This window comes from Rhodococcus sp. NPDC003322 (assembly GCF_053589555.1).
Genome location: NZ_JBSFSC010000005.1, coordinates 117037 through 135828 on the forward strand (window position 1 = coordinate 117037; position 18792 = coordinate 135828).

General features: G+C 70.7%; 15 protein-coding genes. 8 read left to right on the forward strand and 7 right to left on the reverse strand.

Annotated features, from left to right (window positions below; all coding sequences use genetic code 11):
- The first annotated feature begins 114 nt into the window (after positions 1–114).
- Complete coding sequence (locus ACWDUM_RS20060; protein ID WP_450135300.1) at positions 115–1005, forward strand: class I SAM-dependent methyltransferase; 891 nt, start codon at positions 115–117, stop codon at positions 1003–1005.
- A gap of 85 nt (positions 1006–1090) precedes the next feature.
- Positions 1091–1732 (forward strand): dihydrofolate reductase family protein, encoded by a 642-nt coding sequence (locus ACWDUM_RS20065; RefSeq protein ID WP_450135301.1) that lies wholly within the window; start codon positions 1091–1093, stop codon positions 1730–1732.
- A gap of 28 nt (positions 1733–1760) precedes the next feature.
- Here ACWDUM_RS20065 and ACWDUM_RS20070 read toward each other — a convergent pair whose 3' ends face one another.
- The gene (locus tag ACWDUM_RS20070; protein WP_450135671.1) at positions 1761–2573 is read right to left on the reverse strand and encodes a hypothetical protein; all 813 of its coding nucleotides are present in this window, start codon (positions 2571–2573) and stop codon (positions 1761–1763) included.
- Positions 2574–2625: 52 nt separating this feature from the next.
- On the opposite strand from ACWDUM_RS20070, the gene ACWDUM_RS20075 reads away from it, so the two are divergent.
- From ACWDUM_RS20075 to ACWDUM_RS20085, 3 genes are read left to right on the forward strand one after another with little or no spacing between them, the layout of a single operon-like run.
- Complete coding sequence (locus tag ACWDUM_RS20075) at positions 2626–3450, forward strand: DUF3097 domain-containing protein (protein ID WP_450113756.1); 825 nt, start codon at positions 2626–2628, stop codon at positions 3448–3450.
- A 51-nt stretch (positions 3451–3501) separates the two neighbouring features.
- Positions 3502–3933 carry an NfeD family protein gene (locus tag ACWDUM_RS20080; RefSeq protein ID WP_450113755.1) on the forward strand — a complete coding sequence of 144 codons (432 nt, stop codon included), beginning with the start codon at positions 3502–3504 and terminating at the stop codon, positions 3931–3933.
- A 52-nt stretch (positions 3934–3985) separates the two neighbouring features.
- A complete protein-coding gene (locus ACWDUM_RS20085; protein WP_450113754.1) occupies positions 3986–5167 on the forward strand; it encodes an SPFH domain-containing protein in 1182 nt (393 codons plus the stop codon).
- A gap of 34 nt (positions 5168–5201) precedes the next feature.
- Here the strand turns inward: ACWDUM_RS20085 and ACWDUM_RS20090 are convergent, their stop codons facing one another.
- Positions 5202–5927 (reverse strand): TVP38/TMEM64 family protein, encoded by a 726-nt coding sequence (locus ACWDUM_RS20090; RefSeq protein WP_450135302.1) that lies wholly within the window; start codon positions 5925–5927, stop codon positions 5202–5204.
- Positions 5921–6754: a PaaI family thioesterase gene (locus ACWDUM_RS20095; protein ID WP_450135303.1), complete on the reverse strand. Its 834-nt coding sequence runs from the start codon at positions 6752–6754 to the stop codon at positions 5921–5923. The genes ACWDUM_RS20090 and ACWDUM_RS20095 overlap by 7 nt, the downstream gene beginning before the upstream one ends.
- Before the next feature lie 124 nt (positions 6755–6878).
- On the opposite strand from ACWDUM_RS20095, the gene ACWDUM_RS20100 reads away from it, so the two are divergent.
- The 3 genes from ACWDUM_RS20100 to meaB are packed head-to-tail and all read left to right on the forward strand — an operon-like array spanning position 6879 to position 11991.
- On the forward strand, positions 6879–8759 hold the full coding sequence (locus tag ACWDUM_RS20100) for a methylmalonyl-CoA mutase family protein (RefSeq protein ID WP_450135304.1): 1881 nt from the start codon (positions 6879–6881) through the stop codon (positions 8757–8759).
- Positions 8756–10990 (forward strand): methylmalonyl-CoA mutase, encoded by a 2235-nt coding sequence (scpA, locus tag ACWDUM_RS20105; RefSeq protein ID WP_450135305.1) that lies wholly within the window; start codon positions 8756–8758, stop codon positions 10988–10990. The genes ACWDUM_RS20100 and scpA overlap by 4 nt, the downstream gene beginning before the upstream one ends.
- Before the next feature lie 5 nt (positions 10991–10995).
- The gene (gene meaB / locus ACWDUM_RS20110) at positions 10996–11991 is read left to right on the forward strand and encodes a methylmalonyl Co-A mutase-associated GTPase MeaB (protein ID WP_450135306.1); all 996 of its coding nucleotides are present in this window, start codon (positions 10996–10998) and stop codon (positions 11989–11991) included.
- A gap of 51 nt (positions 11992–12042) precedes the next feature.
- Here meaB and ACWDUM_RS20115 read toward each other — a convergent pair whose 3' ends face one another.
- The 4 genes from ACWDUM_RS20115 to ACWDUM_RS20130 are packed head-to-tail and all read right to left on the reverse strand — an operon-like array spanning position 12043 to position 18717.
- Entirely contained in the window at positions 12043–12819 is a 777-nt protein-coding gene (locus tag ACWDUM_RS20115) for a BPL-N domain-containing protein (RefSeq protein ID WP_450135307.1), read from the reverse strand.
- Entirely contained in the window at positions 12816–14042 is a 1227-nt protein-coding gene (locus tag ACWDUM_RS20120) for a heparan-alpha-glucosaminide N-acetyltransferase domain-containing protein (RefSeq protein ID WP_450135308.1), read from the reverse strand. The genes ACWDUM_RS20115 and ACWDUM_RS20120 overlap by 4 nt, the downstream gene beginning before the upstream one ends.
- Positions 14039–14725, reverse strand: a complete 687-nt coding sequence (locus ACWDUM_RS20125; protein ID WP_450135309.1) for a BPL-N domain-containing protein — start codon at positions 14723–14725, stop codon at positions 14039–14041. The genes ACWDUM_RS20120 and ACWDUM_RS20125 overlap by 4 nt, the downstream gene beginning before the upstream one ends.
- Positions 14722–18717 (reverse strand): Pls/PosA family non-ribosomal peptide synthetase, encoded by a 3996-nt coding sequence (locus ACWDUM_RS20130; protein WP_450135310.1) that lies wholly within the window; start codon positions 18715–18717, stop codon positions 14722–14724. Before ACWDUM_RS20130 ends, ACWDUM_RS20125 begins: the two co-directional genes overlap by 4 nt.
- Positions 18718–18792 lie beyond the last annotated feature (75 nt).

The following is an 18792-nucleotide window of genomic DNA, read 5'->3' on the forward strand; positions in this document are numbered from 1 at the left end:
GGTGTCCGCCCTGTCGGCCCAGCTTCGGTCGAACTGGATCACTGAATCGACCCGGAGCGGTGATCGCGCGGTGGCGTAGTGTTCGGGGCGTCGGAACTGGAGGTGCCGGGGTCGATGCGAGCCGACGGGGATTCGTGGGACATCGTGAGCGGTGTGGGCCGCACCGCGTTGGGTGTGGCGACCTTTCGCGCGCTGGAGACCGAGCGCCCGGACAACCTGATCACCGACGAGTACGCGCGCTGGTTCGTCGAGGCCGCCGGCGACCCGCACTTCACCGGACTGTTGGCAGACCCGTCGCCGCTGCAGGATCTGCCGTTCTTCTTCCCCGGATTCATGGGCCTTCGGACGAAGTTCTTCGACGAGCACTTCCTGTCCGCCGCAGCCGGCGGGGTGGTGCAGGCTGTGATCCTGGCCGCCGGGCTCGACGCCCGGGCGTACCGCCTCGACTGGCCGGCGGGGACGGCGGTGTTCGAGGTCGATCAGCCGAAGGTCCTCGAATTCAAGGCCGAGGTGCTCGGCGCGCACGGCGCCCGACCGAAGGCCGATCGGCGGCCGGTCGCCGTCGACCTCCGCGACGACTGGCCCACAGCGCTCGTCGCCGCCGGTTTCGACTCGGAACGTCCGACCGCATGGTCGGCGGAGGGGTTGCTGCCCTACCTGCCGGGCCCGGCGCACGACGCCCTGTTCACCCGGATCGACGAGTTGTCGGCCGCGGGCAGCCGCATCGCCGTCGACGGCTTCGGTGGAAGCGCCGACATTCGTCGGTTCATTGCATTGCGGGACAAGTACTTCGGCAACGAGGCATTCGGCGGAATCGACGTCGCGCAGTTGTTCTACGACGACGAGCGTGCCGATCCGGCGCAGTGGTTGACCGATCGCGGCTGGACGGTGCGGCGATCGACCCCCGTCGACCTTGCCGCGGCATACGGCGTGCAGGTACCCGAACTACCCGACGACCTGGCCGATCTGGCGCGAACCCCGGCCTACCTGGTGGGCGGGAAGTAGGCGGCGCCGGCGCGAACCGATTACTTTGGCCGACCGGACGAGTCTCAACTCCCGTATCACCATCATCGGACAGCGAGGGAGCACAGTGAACCAGCTATTGCGAGTCCAGAACTTCAACGTCTCGAGCGACGGGATCGCCGCCGGGGAGAACCAGAGCTTCGAGAGCCCGTTCGGCTTCGACCACGGCGCCATGTTCGCCTGGGCCGGTGCGACGGCCAGCTGGCCCAACCGCACCGACCCCGGCGGCAGCCGCGGCCTCGACGACTACTTCACCCGAGACTTCGCCAACAACATCGGCGCCGAGATCATGGGCCGCAACAAGTTCGGGCCCCAACGCGGACCCTGGCACGATCTCGAATGGCTCGGCTGGTGGGGCGACGAGCCGCCGTTCCACACCCCGGTGTTCGTGATGACCCATCACAAGCGCCCCTCGTTCACGCTCTCGGACACCACGTTCCACTTCGTCGACGGCGACCCGGCCACCGTCCTCGAGCAGGCCCGCGCGGCGGCGCAGGGCAAGGACGTCCGGCTCGGCGGCGGCGTCACCACCATCCGGCAGTTCCTCGACGCCGACCTCGTCGACACCATGCACGTGGCCGTTTCGCCGTTCGAGCTCGGGTCCGGACTGAAACTCTGGGAGACACCGGAGGAGCTGACCGACCGGTTCCACCTCGAGATCGTGCCCAGCCCGAGCGGCGTGACGCACCACCTGTTCTGGAGAAAGTGACTCGCGCGCGCAGGGGGGTGCTCACCGGTCAGGGGCGGGGTTGCCCGGCGCCCACGCACGACGTCACCGCTGCCACCCGTGCGGTCCGCACCGCCGTCCACAGCGGTCGCAGGGTGTCGTCCCGGGCGCTGGCGCCGCTCGCGGACTGCGCCCGGCCCGAGGACTCGCCGGCGACGGTGAGGATCGCCGCGACCTGATCGGCGGTGTCGAGGATCCGCAGCGCCCGTGCAGACGTGCCGTCCGGTGTCGTGTGCCGCGAGAGGTCCGCCAGTGCATCCGCGATCCGCGCCCGGGGATCGCCCTGCCCGGGATCGAACCCGCCGTGCATCGACGCGAGCGCGTCGGCGGCCTCCCGGACCGCCTCCCGCAACGCGTACTCCGCCTCGCCGAGACCGAACTGCTCGACCGGACGCGGAATCTCGGGGACCGAGTACACCGTCCACCGCAACACGTCCGGGCCCTCGACGGTCGGCACCACCCCGATTCCCGGGGATCCGGGCGCACCGATCATCACGCCCTGGCCTGCGGCCAGCGCCGCCGCGGCGAACTCGGTTCGGGCGGGCAGCCCGCGGACGTCGCCCGCGGCGGGCAGCACGAGAATCGGCGCCGCCCCGGGATCGGCGGTGGTGACCGCTCGCACCGCGCGCAGCAGTGTCACCGGACCGGCGTCGGTGGGATCGGGCCACGGCAGATCCCACTGCAGCGCGACCTCGGCGTCCGCGGAGGCGATCAGGTGCATCGGGGCCCACGCCCGGACGGCGTCGATCGCGTCGTCGGGTGAACTCGCGCCGGCGAGCCACGCGGCGGACCAGAGAGTGAAGCTGATGCTGGGGCAGGACACGGTAGTCAAGCTTAGGACGGTGCGGCGCGGAGTGGCACTAGCCTGGTCGGTCGTGAGTGGACGCGACATGTACGGCGGGAACATCTTCGACGGGCACACCCGGCGGCGGGCCCGCGAGTACCCGAAGGTGCCCGCCGACCGTGGCCTGGTCGTCGAGGACGCCGCCACCGGATGGTGCGGTGCGGTGGTCGGCATGGAGAAGACCTACGACGGCGACTACGTCCGCCTCGAGGACGGCCGTAAGCAGACCCGGCTGTTCGCGATGCGCGAGGCCGCGTTCCTGATCGACGGCAAACCGGTCACCCTGACCCGGCCGACCGCGAAGAAGCCGGCCGCCGCCACCCGCTCGGCGTCCGGTTCGACCCGCGTCGAGGGATTGAAGGCCCGCACCGCGCTGCCCAGCCGGATCTGGGTGGAGGGCGTGCACGACGCCGCGATCGTGGAACGGGTCTGGGGTCACGACCTCCGGGTCGAGGGAGTCGTCGTCGAGCAGCTCGAAGGTCTCGACAACCTGCCCGAGCGGCTGGCCGAGTTCGGTCCCGGCCCGGGCCGCAAGGTCGGGGTCCTCGCCGATCACCTGGTCGAGGGGTCGAAAGAGACCGCGCTGACCCGGGGCCTCGGCCCGTACGTCATGGTCACCGGGCATCCCTACATCGACGTGTGGGAGGCGGTGCGCCCGAAGGCGGTCGGCATCGACGCCTGGCCGAAGATCCCCCGGGGGCAGGACTGGAAGACCGGGGTGTGCCGCGAACTCGGTTGGGGCACACCGCAGGACGGCTGGCGTCGCGTGTACGGCGCGGTGTCCTCGTTCCGGGACCTGGAGGCCCCGCTGATCGGCGCGGTCGAGCGGCTGGTCGACTTCGTGACTGTCGACTGATCCCGCTCGCGCGCACCGCCGCCGCGGGCATCCGGGTGGTTAGATGGTGGCGTGGCGGCAGTGATCTGGTTGGTTGCGGGTGTCCTGCTCGCCGCCGCGGAAGCGGCGACGGGCGACTTCTTCCTGCTCATGCTCGCCGGCGGTGCGCTCGCCACGGCCGGGGTGAGCGCCGTGACGGACTTTCCGGTGTGGATCGACGCCGTGATCTTCGCGCTGGTGTCGCTGGTCCTGATCCTCGGTGTCCGGCCGGCCCTGCTGCGGCGATTCGCGACGCCACCGGTGTTGCCGACCAACACGGCCGCCCTGCCGGGCAAGCACGCGCTGGTGCTCGAAGAGGTGTCCGAGCATCAGGGCCAGGTGAAACTGGGCGGTGAGGTGTGGACCGCCCGCCCGCTCGACCACACCGAGGTGTATCCGCCGGGTACCACCGTCACGGTCATGGAGATCGACGGCGCGACCGCCGTCGTGTGGCGGGGACCGTAGACGCCGGGATCTGCAGGCACTCTGTACGGACAAACGCAGGAGGGGATTGGGGATGGCCGCACTGATCGTGCTGGCGGTGATCGTTGTACTCGTGGTGATCGTGGTGGCGAAGTCCGTCGCGCTGGTGCCGCAGGCCGAGGCCGCGGTGATCGAGCGTCTCGGCCGCTACCAGCGCACGGTGTCCGGACAGCTGACGCTGCTGGTGCCGTTCGTCGACAAGATCCGCGCGAAGGTCGACCTGCGGGAACGGGTGGTCTCGTTCCCGCCGCAGCCGGTGATCACCCAGGACAACCTGACGCTCAACATCGACACCGTCGTGTACTTCCAGGTGACGAACCCGCAAGCCGCGGTGTACGAGATCAACAACTACATCGTCGGTGTCGAGCAGCTCACCACCACCACGCTGCGCAACGTGGTCGGCGGGATGACCCTGGAGGAGACGCTGACCTCCCGCGACTCGATCAACGGCCAGCTGCGCGGGGTGCTCGACGAGGCCACCGGCCGGTGGGGTCTGCGGGTGGCGCGGGTGGAGCTCAAGAGCATCGATCCGCCGCCGTCGATCCAGGAGTCGATGGAGAAGCAGATGAAGGCGGACCGCGAGAAGCGCGCGATGATCCTCACCGCCGAGGGCAGCCGCGAGTCCGCGATCAAGACCGCCGAAGGCGCCAAGCAGAGCCAGATCCTCGCGGCCGAGGGCGCCAAGCAGGCCGCCATCCTGACCGCCGAGGGCGAGCGGCAGTCCCGGATCCTGCGCGCGCAGGGTGAACGCGCCGCGAAGTACCTGCAGGCGCAGGGGCAGGCGAAGGCCATCGAGAAGGTGTTCGCCGCCATCAAGTCCGGCAAGCCGACACCGGAACTGCTTGCCTACCAATACCTTCAGACCCTTCCGCAGATGGCGCAGGGTGATGCGAACAAGGTGTGGCTGGTGCCGAGCGACTTCGGCGACGCGCTCAAGGGTTTCGCGAAGACCCTCGGCGCGCCCGGCGAGGACGGGGTGTTCCGCTACGAGCCCAGCGCCGAGGAACCGGTCGCGCCGGTGGACGACTCCGACGAGGTCGCGGACTGGTTCGAGTCCAAGACGGACCCGTCGGTCGCGAAGGCCGTCGCGGCCGCGGAAGCCGTGGCGCGCACGCCGGTCGAGACGTCGCTGATCCCCGAGCACGAGCTGCCCGGCGCACCCGGCCAGCACACGTTGCCGACACCGCCGCTGCCGGAGGGGGAGCAGCAGCTCTAGGCGAGCAGCGGCCTGGATCAGGGCCGGTCAAGGTTCACGGATCGACTGGAGTTGTTCCGGTTCCGGGGCGTGACGAGCGCAGTTGGTCGAGGGTCTGCTCCGGACCGGCGGGCACGCCGAGCCGGGCATCGATCACGAGCCCGACGACCCCGATCCCGAGGCAGAGCGCCGACACCGCGAGCAGCGCGGGGGAGGTCCCGCCCCCGATCGCGTCGCCGAGCACCACCACGCCGATCGTGCCGGGGATGATGCCGACGATCGTCGCCAGGATGTACGGAACGAACCGGATCGACGACAGCGCCGCGCAGTAGTTCGTGATCGAGAACGGCATCGGGGCGATCAGCCGCAGCGATCCGACTGCGAGCCAGCCGCGCCGGGCCAGCCGGTCGTCGATCTTCTGCACCGCCGGATGGGTCAGGCGGGCGGCGACCACGTCCCGGCCGAGCGCACGCACGAGCACCAGCGCGATCGCCGCGCTCACCGTCGTCGCGGCGATCGCGATCATGATCCCGGTGACGGCGCCGAACAGGACGCCCGCGGCGAGGGTGAACACGGTGCGGGGGACCGGGGCGACCGTCACGATCGCGTGCACCGCGAAGAACGCCAGCGGAAACGCCGGGCCCAGCGAGTCGGACCATTCGCGCATCTGGTCGATCGACGGATGCGGCACGAACAGCGCGACCGCGGCCAGCGCCGCGAGCACCACGATCAGGCCGATGGCCTTCGGGCTGCGCAGCCGGCGGACCGCCGCCGTCAGCACGACGCCGAGGCGTCGGTGTCGCGCCGGTCCGTGGCGGGGGCTCCGGCGGCGCGCCGGCAGGTGACGGTGGCGACGGAGCAATCGCGGCCGGCGTGGTCGCGGACGGTGACCCGGACCACCGACACCCGCCGGCCCGCCCGCATCACCTCGGCGTCGAACACCGTCGGCCCGTCGAGTGGCACCGGGCGGAAGAAGTTGGCCCGGAGCGCCGCGGTCCGCATCGAAGGCCCGGCGGCGGTGCTGCCCGCCAGGTCGAGCGCGCAGGTCTGGATTCCGCCGTGCATCATGCCGAGCACGTTCGACAGAGCCGGGTTCACGGGCACCGTCAGTCGGGACCCGGTTCCGGTCTCCTCGATCCGGCCGCCGAGAAGGTCGAGCGGCGGCGCCGACGGGCCGTCGGCCATAGGTTCGGGTGCGGTCGCGGTGAGCACCGGACGGTTCTCGCTGACGCCGTCGACGAACGATCCCCACAGGGTTCCGGTCGCGATCAGGGTCCCTGCCGAATCGACGACGCGGGTCGAGCTGAGGCCACCGTCCTCGTCGAGGGTCTCCACCCGCGCCTCCGACGCCAGGTGGGGCCCGCGCCAGCCCGTGGTCGGGGCGAAGTCGACGGACAGGGCGGCACTGACGAGTCCGGCCCGGTCGCCGCGCCGGTGGTACAGGGTGAACCCGAGAATGTCGTCGAGCAGAACGCCGAGGGCGGCGGTGGAGTCCGGGAACCCGGCTCCGAGTGTCATGGACGACCGGTTGACGTGACCGTCCCGGACCGGCCTGCTCACCCCGAACAAGGCCTGCGGGGTCTCGTGCAGATCGGTCGCAATGGTCATGCGGTGAGGTTACCGAAGGGTAGGTGGTCCAGCGGAAAGGGCCCGACGGCACCGGGCTAGCATCACAGGCGGAATGACCATGTCCGAATACCGAGAGGAAGCTGACACCGTGTCACAAGCTCCAGTGCCACGCGCTTCACAGACCGAGGAAGCTGCCCGCGACTACGCGGCGTGGCAGCAAGCGGTGGCTGCGGTGCTCGCGAAGGCCCGCAAGGTCGACGTTTCCGAGCTGCCGGCCGACCCGGAACACCTCCTCGACACCACCACGTACGACGGTGTCACCGTCACCCCGCTGTACACCCGGCGCGAGGAAACCCCCGAGGCCCCGCTGCCCGGTGTGTTCCCGTTCGTCCGTGGTCGCGACGCGCACCGCGACGTGAACAGCGGCTGGAAGGTCAGCGCCGCGTTCGGCGCGGGCGAGAACGATCCGAAGCTGGTCAACGAGGCCGTCCTCGACGGACTCGAGAACGGTGTCAGCGCGATCTGGCTGAGTGTCGGCGGCGCCGGGCTGTCCGCCGACACCCTCGGTGTCGCGCTGGACGGCGTGCTGCTCGACCTCGCGCCGCTGACGCTGGACGCGGGCGCCGACGTCGCCGCGGTCGCCGAACGGCTCTACGCGCTGATCGACGAGCGCGCCGCCGCCGGTGACGGCGTCGCCGACCGGTCCGCGATCACCGTCGGCCTCGGCGCCTCCCCGCTCACCGACGGGTTCGCCGGTACCGACGGTGTCGATCTCGCTGCGGCGGTCGCGCTCGCCGCCGCCGCCACGGCGCGCCCCGAGACCGTCCGCGCGATCACCGTGGACGGCACCGCCTTCCACAACGCCGGTGCCTCGGACGCCGAGGAGCTCGGCGCCGCCGTCGCGGCCGGACTCGAATACCTTCGTGCGCTTGCCGGATCGGACGTCACGATCTCGAAGGCGTTGGGGCAGATCGAGTTCCGCTTCGCCGCCACCGACGACCAGTTCCAGACCATCGCCAAGCTCCGTGCCGGCCGCCGCCTGTGGGCGCGCGTCGCGCAGGTGTGCGGCGCCGGCGAGTTCGGTGGCGCCCCGCAGCACGCGGTGACCTCCGCCGCGATGATGGCGCAGCGCGACCCGTGGGTGAACATGCTGCGCACCACCCTCGCGGCCTTCGGTGCCGGTGTCGGCGGCGCCGACGCGGTGACGGTGCTGCCGTTCGACGTCGCGGTGCCCGAGGGCACCCTCGACACCTCCAAGTCGTTCGCCGCCCGCATCGCCCGCAACACGCAGTTGCTGCTGCTCGAGGAGTCGAACCTCGGCCGCGTGCTCGATCCGGGCGCCGGCTCCTGGTACGTCGAGGACCTCACCGAGCAGGTCGCGGCCAAGGCGTGGGAGTTCGTCCAGCAGATCGAGGCCGCAGGCGGGTACACCGCCGCGCTCGAGTCCGGCGTGATCGCCGACCGCATCGGTGCCACCCGGGCCAAGCGCGACTCCGACATCGCACACCGCAAGACCGCGGTCACCGGTGTCAACGAGTTCCCGAACCTCGCCGAGGCCCCGCTGGCCGAGGGCCCCGCACCGCTCGAGGGCGTCGCCCGCTACGGCGCGGCCTTCGAGGCGCTGCGCGACCGCTCCGACCGGTTCCTCGCCGAGCGCGGCCACCGGCCCAAGGTGCTGCTCGCGGCGCTCGGCCCGGTCGCCGAGCACAACGGCCGCACCACGTTCGCCGCCAACCTGCTCGCCTCCGGCGGCATCGAGGCGGTGAACCCCGGCACCCTCGATCTGGCGACCGTCGCCGGGGTCGTGACGGAGTCCGAGACCACCATCGCGGTGCTCTGCGGCACCGACAAGCGGTACGGCACCGACGGGGTGCCCGCGGTCGACGCGCTGCGCGCCGCAGGCATCGAGACCGTCCTGCTGGCCGGACCGGAGAAGACGTTCGCCGACGCGCAGGGCGCGGACCGGCCGGACGGCTTCCTGACCGCTCGTATTGACGCAGTGTCGGCCCTGACCGGTCTGCTCGACACCCTGGGAGCGAAATGAGCATCAAGCACACGATCGGCAGCTTCGCCGACGTGCCGCTGACCGACCCGGACTTCCCGGCGCCCGCGGCGCCGACCGAGGCCGACGTCACCGCGCACATCGAGGAAGCGGCCCAGGCGAACAACTACGAGGCCGACCAGGTGGTCTGGTCGACGCCCGAGGGCATCGACGTCAAGCCGGTGTACACGAAGGCCGACCGGGACGCCGCCGAGGCGTCGGGCTACCCGCTCGACAGCTTCCCGGGTGCCGCTCCGTTCCTGCGTGGGCCGTACCCCACGATGTACGTCAACCAGCCGTGGACGATCCGTCAGTACGCCGGCTTCTCCACCGCCGCCGAGTCCAACGCCTTCTACCGGCGCAACCTTGCGTCCGGCCAGAAGGGCCTGTCGGTCGCGTTCGACCTCGCGACGCACCGCGGCTACGACTCGGACCACCCGCGCGTGCAGGGTGACGTCGGCATGGCCGGTGTCGCGATCGACTCGATCCTCGACATGCGGCAGCTCTTCGACGGCATCGACCTGTCTCAGGTGTCGGTGTCGATGACCATGAACGGCGCGGTGCTGCCGATCCTGGCGCTGTACGTCGTCGCCGCGGAGGAGCAGGGCGTCACGCCCGAGCAGCTGGCCGGAACCATTCAGAACGACATTCTGAAGGAGTTCATGGTCCGCAACACCTACATCTACCCGCCGAAGCCGTCGATGCGGATCATCTCGGACATCTTCGCCTACACCAGCGCGAAGATGCCGAAGTTCAACTCGATCTCCATCTCCGGCTACCACATCCAGGAAGCCGGTGCGACCGCCGACCTGGAGCTGGCGTACACCCTCGCCGACGGTGTGGAGTACATCCGCGCCGGACTCGACGCGGGCATGGACATCGACAAGTTCGCGCCGCGACTGTCGTTCTTCTGGGCGATCGGCATGAACTTCTTCATGGAGGTCGCCAAGCTGCGCGCCGGGCGTCTGCTGTGGAGCGAGCTGGTCGCGAAGTTCGACCCGAAGAGCGCCAAGTCGCTGTCGCTGCGCACCCACTCGCAGACCTCCGGCTGGTCGCTGACCGCGCAGGACGTGTTCAACAACGTCGCGCGCACCTGCGTCGAGGCGATGGCCGCGACCCAGGGCCACACCCAGTCGCTGCACACCAACGCGCTCGACGAGGCGATCGCGCTGCCGACCGACTTCTCGGCCCGCATCGCGCGCAACACCCAGCTGCTGCTGCAGCAGGAGTCCGGCACCACCCGGCCGATCGACCCGTGGGGCGGCTCGCACTACGTCGAGTGGCTCACCAACGAGCTGGCCAACCGGGCACGCGCACACATCGCGGAGGTCGAGGAGGCCGGCGGTATGGCGCAGGCCATTTCCGAGGGCATCCCGAAGCTGCGCATCGAGGAGGCCGCGGCCCGCACCCAGGCCCGCATCGACTCGGGCAGGCAGCCGCTGATCGGCGTCAACAAGTACGTGCCGGACGAGCCGGACAGCATCGAGGTGCTCAAGGTCGACAACACCAAGGTGCGTGCCGAGCAGCTGGCGAAGCTGCAGCAGCTGCGCGCCGATCGGGACGAGACGGCCACGCAGGCCGCGCTCGCCGAGCTGACCCGCGCCGCCGCCGCGACCGAGGGCGGCATGGAGAACAACCTGCTCGCCCTGGCCGTGAACGCGGCCCGCGCCAAGGCCACCGTCGGGGAGATCTCCGACGCGCTGGAGAAGGTGTACGGGCGCCACCAGGCCGAGATCCGGACCATCAGCGGGGTGTACCGGGACGAGGCCGGAAAGTCGGAGAACATTTCCACCGCAACCGAACTCGTCGAGAAGTTCGCGGAGGCCGAGGGTCGCCGTCCGCGAATCCTCGTCGCGAAGATGGGTCAGGACGGTCACGACCGAGGCCAGAAGGTGATCTCCACCGGCTTCGCGGACCTCGGATTCGACGTCGACGTGGGACCGCTGTTCCAGACCCCCGAGGAGGTCGCCCAGCAGGCGGCCGACGCCGACGTGCACATCGTCGGTGTCTCCTCCCTCGCCGCAGGCCACCTCACCCTGGTGCCTGCGCTGCGGGAGGCCCTCGCGGAGGTCGGCCGCCCCGACATCATGGTCGTGGTCGGCGGCGTCATCCCGCCCGGTGACTTCGACGAGCTGTACGAGGCGGGCGCCGCGGCGATCTTCCCGCCCGGTACGGTCCTCGCGGACGCGGCGGTCGGGCTGCTGACCAAGCTGTCGGATCAGTTGGGACACTGATCGGATTGGCGCCGGTTAAGCGTCCACCGCTGGACTTGACCGCCCTCGGCGATGCGGTGCTGGCGGGCCGGCGGGGGGAGATCGCGAAGGCGATCACCCTCGTCGAGTCCACCCGCACCGACCATCGGGAGCAGGCGCAGCAGCTGCTGCTGCGCCTGCTCCCGCACGCCGGTGGCGCCATCCGTGTCGGCATCACCGGTGTTCCCGGGGTCGGCAAGTCCACCACCATCGAGGCCCTCGGGATGTACCTGATCTCGTTGGGGCACAAGGTCGCCGTCCTCGCGGTCGACCCGTCGTCCACGCGGACCGGCGGCTCGATCCTCGGCGACAAGACCCGGATGCAGAACCTGTCGGTCGAGCCGAACGCGTTCATCCGGCCGTCGCCGACATCGGGCACGCTGGGCGGTGTCGCGAAGGCGACCCGCGAGACGATGGTGCTGATCGAGGCCGCCGGCTACGACGTGATCCTCGTCGAGACCGTCGGCGTCGGGCAGTCCGAGGTGACGGTCGCGAACATGGTCGACACGTTCACCTTCCTGACCCTGGCCCGCACCGGGGACCAGTTGCAGGGCATCAAGAAGGGCGTCCTCGAACTCGCGGACATCGTCACCGTCAACAAGGCCGACGGCAAGCACGAGCGGGAGGCCAAGGCCGCGGCCCGCGAGCTGGCCGGGGCGCTGCGGCTGATCTACCCGCACGACGCGCTGTGGAAGCCCCCGGTGCTGACGATGAGCGCACTCGAGAACGTCGGCGTCGACAAGTTCTGGGACGAGGTGCTGCGGCACCGGAAGGTCCTGGGCGACGCGGGCGAACTCGAACGCAAACGCCACCAGCAGCAGGTGGACTGGACGTGGTCGATGGTCCACGACCAGCTGCTGCGCCGCCTCGACACCGATCCGGCCGTCAAGGCCATCCGCGGCGACGTCGAACAGCAGGTGCGGGACGGGTCGTTGACCGCCGCCCTCGCCGCGCACCGCATCCTCGAGGCGTTCGACAAGTAGGCGCCGGAGGCACCCGTGAGTACTTCCGGCCCGCACCCGGGCCGGAAGTACTCACGGGCGTGCCAGCGCGGTTTCGATCAGGTCGTGGCCGAGGTCGAAGCGGATGCCGTCCGGGTTCGTCAGACCCGGTCCGCGGTACCAGGATTCGTCCGCCTCCGGGTGCGGGCCGACCAGTCCGACGCGGCCGTTGCCGTACGGCGTGACCACCGCGGCAACCGTGTCGTTGGGATAGCGGGCCAGGACCGTGGCTCCGACGGCGGAGAAGTCGTCATCGGCGACCCGAAACGTCGCGCCGTCCTGGAAGTACATGTGCCGCCGCTGATCCCGCCAGGTCACCTCGACGACCGCGTCCTCGGTGTCGTCGACGGTCGCGCCGTCCGTGCCGATGTACTGCCGCACCCGGCCGGGGAACAGACCGTACCCGGGGTCTCCTCCCGCCAGGTAGGCGCCGAGACAGAACCCGAGATAGGTGCCGCCGCCGGACACCCAGTCCCGGAGCGCAGGCGCGTACGAGCGGGTGTGCCGCCAGGCCGACTTCAGCGTTCCGCCGCCCGGTTGGGCGTACACCACCGCACCGGCGAGGGATTCGGCGGTGACGTCGATGTTCTCGTCGGGGCCCGCGTACACCGGCCGCAGTGGGGTCGGTGCCGACTCGAGCAGGCTCGCCACCGACTCAGCGCACCCCGAACAGGTCGCGGGACCGCGGTAGACGAGGGCGACCGGGCGGTCGTCCTCGAGCCAGCGGGGCAGGGCCACGGCGGCGGTTGCGCCGACCGCGCCGACACCGACCGCGCCAAGCAGCAGCCTGCGGCGGCTGACGGGGCTCACGACTGGGCCTGCCGGGCAGTGGCACGCGCTTCGACGATGCGCCGGACCCGGGTGGTGATCGACCGGACGAGACCCTCCAGTGGTCCGCGGCCGGCCGTGGCCCGCCACGCGACCGCGGCGACCGCCATGACGAGCAGCTGGCGCAGGTAGCCGTCCCACGGTCCGTACACGTCGAAGTCGGAGTTGACGAACATGATGTGCCCGACGTACGCGGTGAGCGACATGGTCCCGATCGCGACGACCGGGGCCGTGACGATCCGAACGACGCGCAGCGCCGTGCCTCCGACGTGGAACAGCAGCAGACACAACCCCAGTACCAGCAGGGAACTGCCGGTCGTGGACATCAGGTCGAAGGTGGTTCCGGTGTGCGGTGCCGACACCGTCAGCCACCACCCCGAATCGGTCGGCACCCAGCCGTCGGACCCGAACGCGAGGATTTCGTCGACGATGTCGGCGCCGGACGCCTCGACGAGTCGGTCCAGGCCCTCGAATGGGTGCAGGAACATCCACGAGATCACCGACGCCGCGAGCACGAGCGCCGCCCCGACCCCGGCGAGAGTGGCGGCGATGCGCGGCGACCGCAGGTCGAGCCGCCCGATCACGAGACCGGCGCAGACGTACGTCATCCACACCAGGGCGGGGAACTCGCCGGTGAACAGCAGGTCCGCGACCGTGGCGAAGGGTTTGTGCAGCAATGTCTCCCACGACAGCTGGCGGGTGAGGCCCTCGGACAGGTGGGGGCGCACCAGCTGGCTCACGACCGGCATCAGCAGCGCGTTCGCCGCCCCGATCACCGCGACGGTGCGGGTGCTCAGGAAGATCAGCGGGATCGCGAGCAGGAACATCACGCCGTAGTAGCCCAGGATCACCACCCCGTAGTCGATGTTCGTGTAGCCGAGGGTGAGGCCGATCGCCCCGATCACGGCGGCGCGGGCGGCGATGCCGGCGGACATGCCGTACGCGCGCGGGCCGGGACGTTGCCGGGCGCGTCCGGACAGGAAGGCGATCGACACGCCGGCCAGGACGGCGAAGATCGCCGCGGCGTGCCCCGCCGAGATCCGGTAGATCAGCGTCGGCTGGTCGTCGTCGCCGTAGGGGATCAGCGAGTGCACGGCCACCATCCCGATGACGGCGATGCCGCGGGCGAGGTCGACACCGGTCAGCCGGTACGGACGGGTGCGGGTGCCGCGCGTCTCGGCGGCGGTCGTGGTCTGCGTGCTCATCGGGTCATCACCGCATCGATCAGGTCGAGGCCGGCGGCGGTGCCGACGTCGGCGGGGGTGGGCAGTCCGGAATCGGTGAACCAGGCGGCGTCCGCTTCGGGGTGGGGGCCGACGACTCCCACGCGGCCTTCGCCGAAACGGGCGGTCAGGGCGGCGACCTCGCCGTTCGCGTACGCGGCGAGCACGTGCATCCCGGGAGGGAAGTGGGGCGGCAGCGCGAAGGTCGGCCCGTCCTGGAAGTACATCGGCTGGGGTCGTCCCCGCCAGCGCACGTCGACCACTCTGGCCTCGGTGCCGGGAACCTCGGACCGCGCCGTGGCGATGTACTGGTCGGTGTCGCCGGGCAGCAGGTCGAAGCCGGGGGTGGCGCCGGCGAGGTAGCCGCCGAGGCAGAACCCGAGGTACCGGCCCCCGCCGCGGACGTAGTCCCGGACGACGGGGCGGTGCCGGCGCATGCGGCGCCAGGCCGGGACCAGCTCGTCGCCGCCGGGCTGGGCGTACACGGTCGCGCACCCGAGGACCTCCGGGGTGAGGTGGAGGTACTCGCGTGGGCCGACGTAGTGCACGTCGAAGTTCCAGCGGCTCCGCCGCAGGAGCGCGGCAACCGACTCGGCGCTGCCGGGCAGGGTGGCGCCGCGGCCGCGGTACACGAGGGCGAGGGGGCGGTGCCGGGAGTACCTCACGCGGGCACCGCCTGTGCCGGAATGCCTTCCCAGCGGGTGTCGGCGGGCAGTTCGTCGCCCTTCATCAGCAGCGACAGCGCTCCGAGTTCGGCGTGCGGCCCGACGATCGCGTCGTAGAGCACCACCGCGCGGGTGCCGACGGTCGCTCCGGCGCCGACGGTGACCGTCGACATCTTCATCACTCGGTCCTCGAAGAGATGGGTCTGCAGCGACACCCCGGCGCCGATCTCCGCGTCGTCCCCGACCCGCACGAGGTCGAACTCGGTGAGGTAGGTGGTGCCGATCCACACCCGTTTGCCCATCCCGGCCCCGAACCAGCGCAGGATCATCGGCAGGAAGGGGGTCCCGGTGAGCTGGTTGAGCAGTACCGGCACGGCGGCGGATTCGTACATGCCGGTCGCGAACTCGGAGCGGCGGACGAACTTGGCCCAGAGCGGCTCCACCCGCGGACGGTAGGTGCCGACCAGGTTGCTCTTCACCGCCGCGGCGAAGAGCACCACGCCGAGCGCGGTCAGCAGGGCGAGCCCGGGCGCGGCCAGGATGGTCCAGGTCAGGGTGCTGCTGCGGGCGATCAGCGACAGGCCGAGCAGGTAGAAGTACAGGCTGACGCCGATCACCGTTGGCGGCAGCACGATCCGGAAGAACTCGATCCACCACCGGTGCGCGACGACGGAACTGCTGGGCGCGAACGTCTCCTCCTCGGAGTACTCGCCACTGTCCTGCCGGGCGGGCAGATAGAACGCCGGGTTCCCCAGCCACGACGTGTCGGGCGGCACGCCCTCCGCGGGCGGCACGGTGAGCACGCCGACGAGGGAGCCGTCTCCCGTGCGCATGCCACTGGGCAGGACCGCGGCGTTGCCGATGAACGCCCGGGTGCCGACCTCGGTGGGTGCGAACGTCATCCGGCCGTTGCAGTACGTGCTGCCGCCGAGGCTGGCCATGTCGGCGACGAAGCTCTCCTCGCCGATGGTGAGCAGGTCGGGGTCGATGTGCGAGACGGTGGAGACCTCGGCGCCGCGACCGACCCGGGCGCCGAGGACGCGCAGCCACGGCACGGTGTACAGCGTCGCGTACAGCGTGTTCGTGTAGAGCAGGCTCATCTCGAACAGTTTGTCGGTGACCCATTTCTTGACGCCGAGGGTCGACGCGGCGGGGAAGGTGCCGACCGGTAGCGACGGCAGGATCAGCTTCTTGCCGAGCGCGACCACCGCGCACACGCTCGCCACGTAGACCGCGCCGGATGCCAGAGTGGCGAGCAGTGACGCGATCATGCCGTACTCGAGCAGCACCGCCCACACCAGCACGAGGCTGGGCACGATGGTCGCGATGGCCAGTGCCTCGAGGGTGACGACGCCGAAGGCGGTCAGCAGCAACGTCATCGGGGCCCAGCCGGGCGCGGGCTCGTCGGCGGCCATCGCCTCGACCCGCGGATCGAGGGTGCGGACGCGCTGCGGCGGCGATCCGGTCCACCGTGTGCCGGGCGGGAGCGAGGCGCCGTCGGCGAGCACCGACTGGTCGCCGAGCATCGCTCCGTCACCGACGGCGGCCCCCGGGTCCAGGACGCAGTTGGCGGCGACGTAGGCATGGTCGCCGACCGAGATCGGGGCGACGACCACCTCGCCGCCGGCCACCCGCCACGGCCGGATGTCGGTGTTGGTCCCGATGGACGCGCCCGCGCCGATGTCCACGAGTGCAGGGAACGAGACGATGGACGTCCCGATGTGGGTGTCGGAGCCCACCCGCGCTCCCAGCGCGCGCAGGAACGGGGCCATCAGCGGTGACCCGCTGAGCACCGGCATCGGCGCCAGCATCATCAGGTGGTCGACCATCCACAGCCGCAGATAGGTTGCGCCCCAGAGCCGGTAGCGGCCGGGTCGGATACCGGCGGACAGCGGTCTGATCGCGATGACGGGCAGCACCCAGCGCACGCCGAGATAGGAGGGGATGGTTGCGATCAGCAGGTCGACGAGCGCGTCGAACGACGGCTGGCCGTCGTGCGCCCGGTAGACGATGGAGACCGGGATGGTGACGACCAGCAGCACCACCAGGACGAACAGTGCCTGGACCGTGCCGGCGCGGCGGACGGCGGCGTTGCCGATCGGTTCGCGGCCGGCGCGTTCGACAGGCGGGATCGGGGGTGGGGGACCGCCTCCCGCCGCGTGCGGGCCCATGCCCGGTGGTAGGGCCCCGGCCATCGCGCGGATCGTGGGATTCGCGTACACGTCCCGGATGCCGGCGCTCGGATGCAGTCCGCTCTCTCGCAACCGGGTGACCAGTTGCGCGGCGGCGAGGGAGTGGCCACCGAGTTCGGTGAAGAAGTCGGCTTCGACGGACACCTCGCCGGCAGGAAGGCCGAGCAGGTCGGCCCACAGTCCACGCAGGTCGTGTTCGACGTCGGTACCCGCGGCGACGACCGGGCCGCTGGGGCCGGACAGCCGGCGCCCGGTCGGCGCGGGCAGGCGAGGGCGGTCGACCTTGCCGCTGGGCATCATGGGCAGCTCGTCGACGATGTCGATGAACGTCGGGACCATGTAGTCGGGCAGTCGCCGGGAGGTTTCCGCGTCGAGCCGTGCGAGGAGGGCGTCGACGGCCAGGGGGCCCGCGTCCGTGCCCGGCATCAGCACCACCCAGGAGGCGAGCTGCTCGACGTCGGCGACCGTCACCAGCGACACCACGGCGCTGGCGACGTCCTCGTCGACGAGGAGCACGCTCTCGATCTCACCGAGATCGACTCGGTGACCGCGGATCTTGACCTCGCTGTCCGCGCGGCCGAGATACTCGATCTCGCCGTACTCGGTCCAGCGCGCGAGGTCACCGGTCCGGTAGATCCGGCCGGCGATGCCGCTCTCCGGAAGGTCGAGAAACTTGTCCGCCGTCAGATCGGGGCGCCCGATGTAGCCGCGTGCGACCCCGGGGCCGCCGATGCAGAGCTCACCGACCTCGCCGTCCGGGACGACGCGTCGGTCCTCGTCGAGGATGACGCACGAATAGGTCGGCAGCGGGACACCGATCGTGACCGGGCGGCCGGGAACCAGCTCGCACCAGGTGGCGGTGACGGTGGCCTCGGTGGGGCCGTACGTGTTCAGGATCCGGCGCCCCGGGCGGCCCCACCGCTCGACGAGTTCGCGGGGGCATGCCTCGCCGCCGACGAGAATGTTGCGCAGCAGTGGCAATTCGCGCGGAATCGTCGCGAGCAGCGTCGGAACGCAGTAGAGCACCGTGACGCCGTTGCCTTCGAGGAAGTCAGCCAGTTCACCGCCGAGGCGACCGGCGCCGGTCGGCCCGGCGACCAGGGTGGCGCCCACCGCCCACGTCGGCCAGATCTCCTCGATGGAGAAGTCGAAGGAGATCGTCATGCCCTGGTAGACGCGGTCGGTCGGTTGCACGTCGTAGACGGTGGGCACGATGTCGAGGAAGTTGCAGATGCTGGACTGCGCGACCTCCACACCCTTCGGTCGCCCCGTCGAACCCGATGTGTAGATGATGTAGGCGGCCGGATCGCGGTGTGCCACCTGGAAAGTCGGGCGGGTGACCGGCTGGGTGGCGATCAGGTCCGCCTCGCCGTCGATCTCCGTCCACGGGACGCCGAGCGGTTCGAGAAGGCCGGCGAACGATGCGCTGGTCAGGACGAGGTCGACGCCCGCGTCATGGGTGATGTAGTCGACGCGGTCGGCGGGGGAGGCCGGGTCGATCGGGACGAACGCGGCGCCCGCCTTGAGCACGGCGAGCAGGGCGACATAGGTGTGCGGTGAACGCTCGAGCAGGATCGCGACCCGTGCGCCGACGCCCGCGCCCACGTTGATCAGGTGGTGCGCCAGCTGGTTCGCTCGCCATTCGAGATCGGCGTAGGTGAATGCGGCTTCCTCACAGAGGAGGGCGGTCGCGTGCGGGGTCCGGTCACAGGCCGTTTCGAAGACGTGCTCGAGGCGGCGCGGCCGGGTGCCGGTGCCGTGAGTGTGGTCCGCTGACGGGTGCGTCTGCGCGCCTGACATCGACATCCTTCGGAGCTAATTACTGGCTAATTGACTTTCGAGTGCCACAGTCAATCACGCTCCCGAAATTTCTGG

Excerpts from the sequence above, each read along its gene's own strand:
- ACWDUM_RS20095 (WP_450135303.1), bottom strand. The coding sequence starts at position 6,754 with ATGACCATTGCGACCGATCTGCACGAGACCCCGCAGGCCTTGTTCGGG.
- ACWDUM_RS20120 (WP_450135308.1), bottom strand. The coding sequence starts at position 14,042 with ATGAGCACGCAGACCACGACCGCCGCCGAGACGCGCGGCACCCGCACC.
- ACWDUM_RS20060 (WP_450135300.1), top strand. The coding sequence starts at position 115 with ATGCGAGCCGACGGGGATTCGTGGGACATCGTGAGCGGTGTGGGCCGC.
- ACWDUM_RS20130 (WP_450135310.1), bottom strand. The coding sequence starts at position 18,717 with ATGTCAGGCGCGCAGACGCACCCGTCAGCGGACCACACTCACGGCACC.
- ACWDUM_RS20085 (WP_450113754.1), top strand. The coding sequence starts at position 3,986 with ATGGCCGCACTGATCGTGCTGGCGGTGATCGTTGTACTCGTGGTGATC.
- scpA (WP_450135305.1), top strand. The coding sequence starts at position 8,756 with ATGAGCATCAAGCACACGATCGGCAGCTTCGCCGACGTGCCGCTGACC.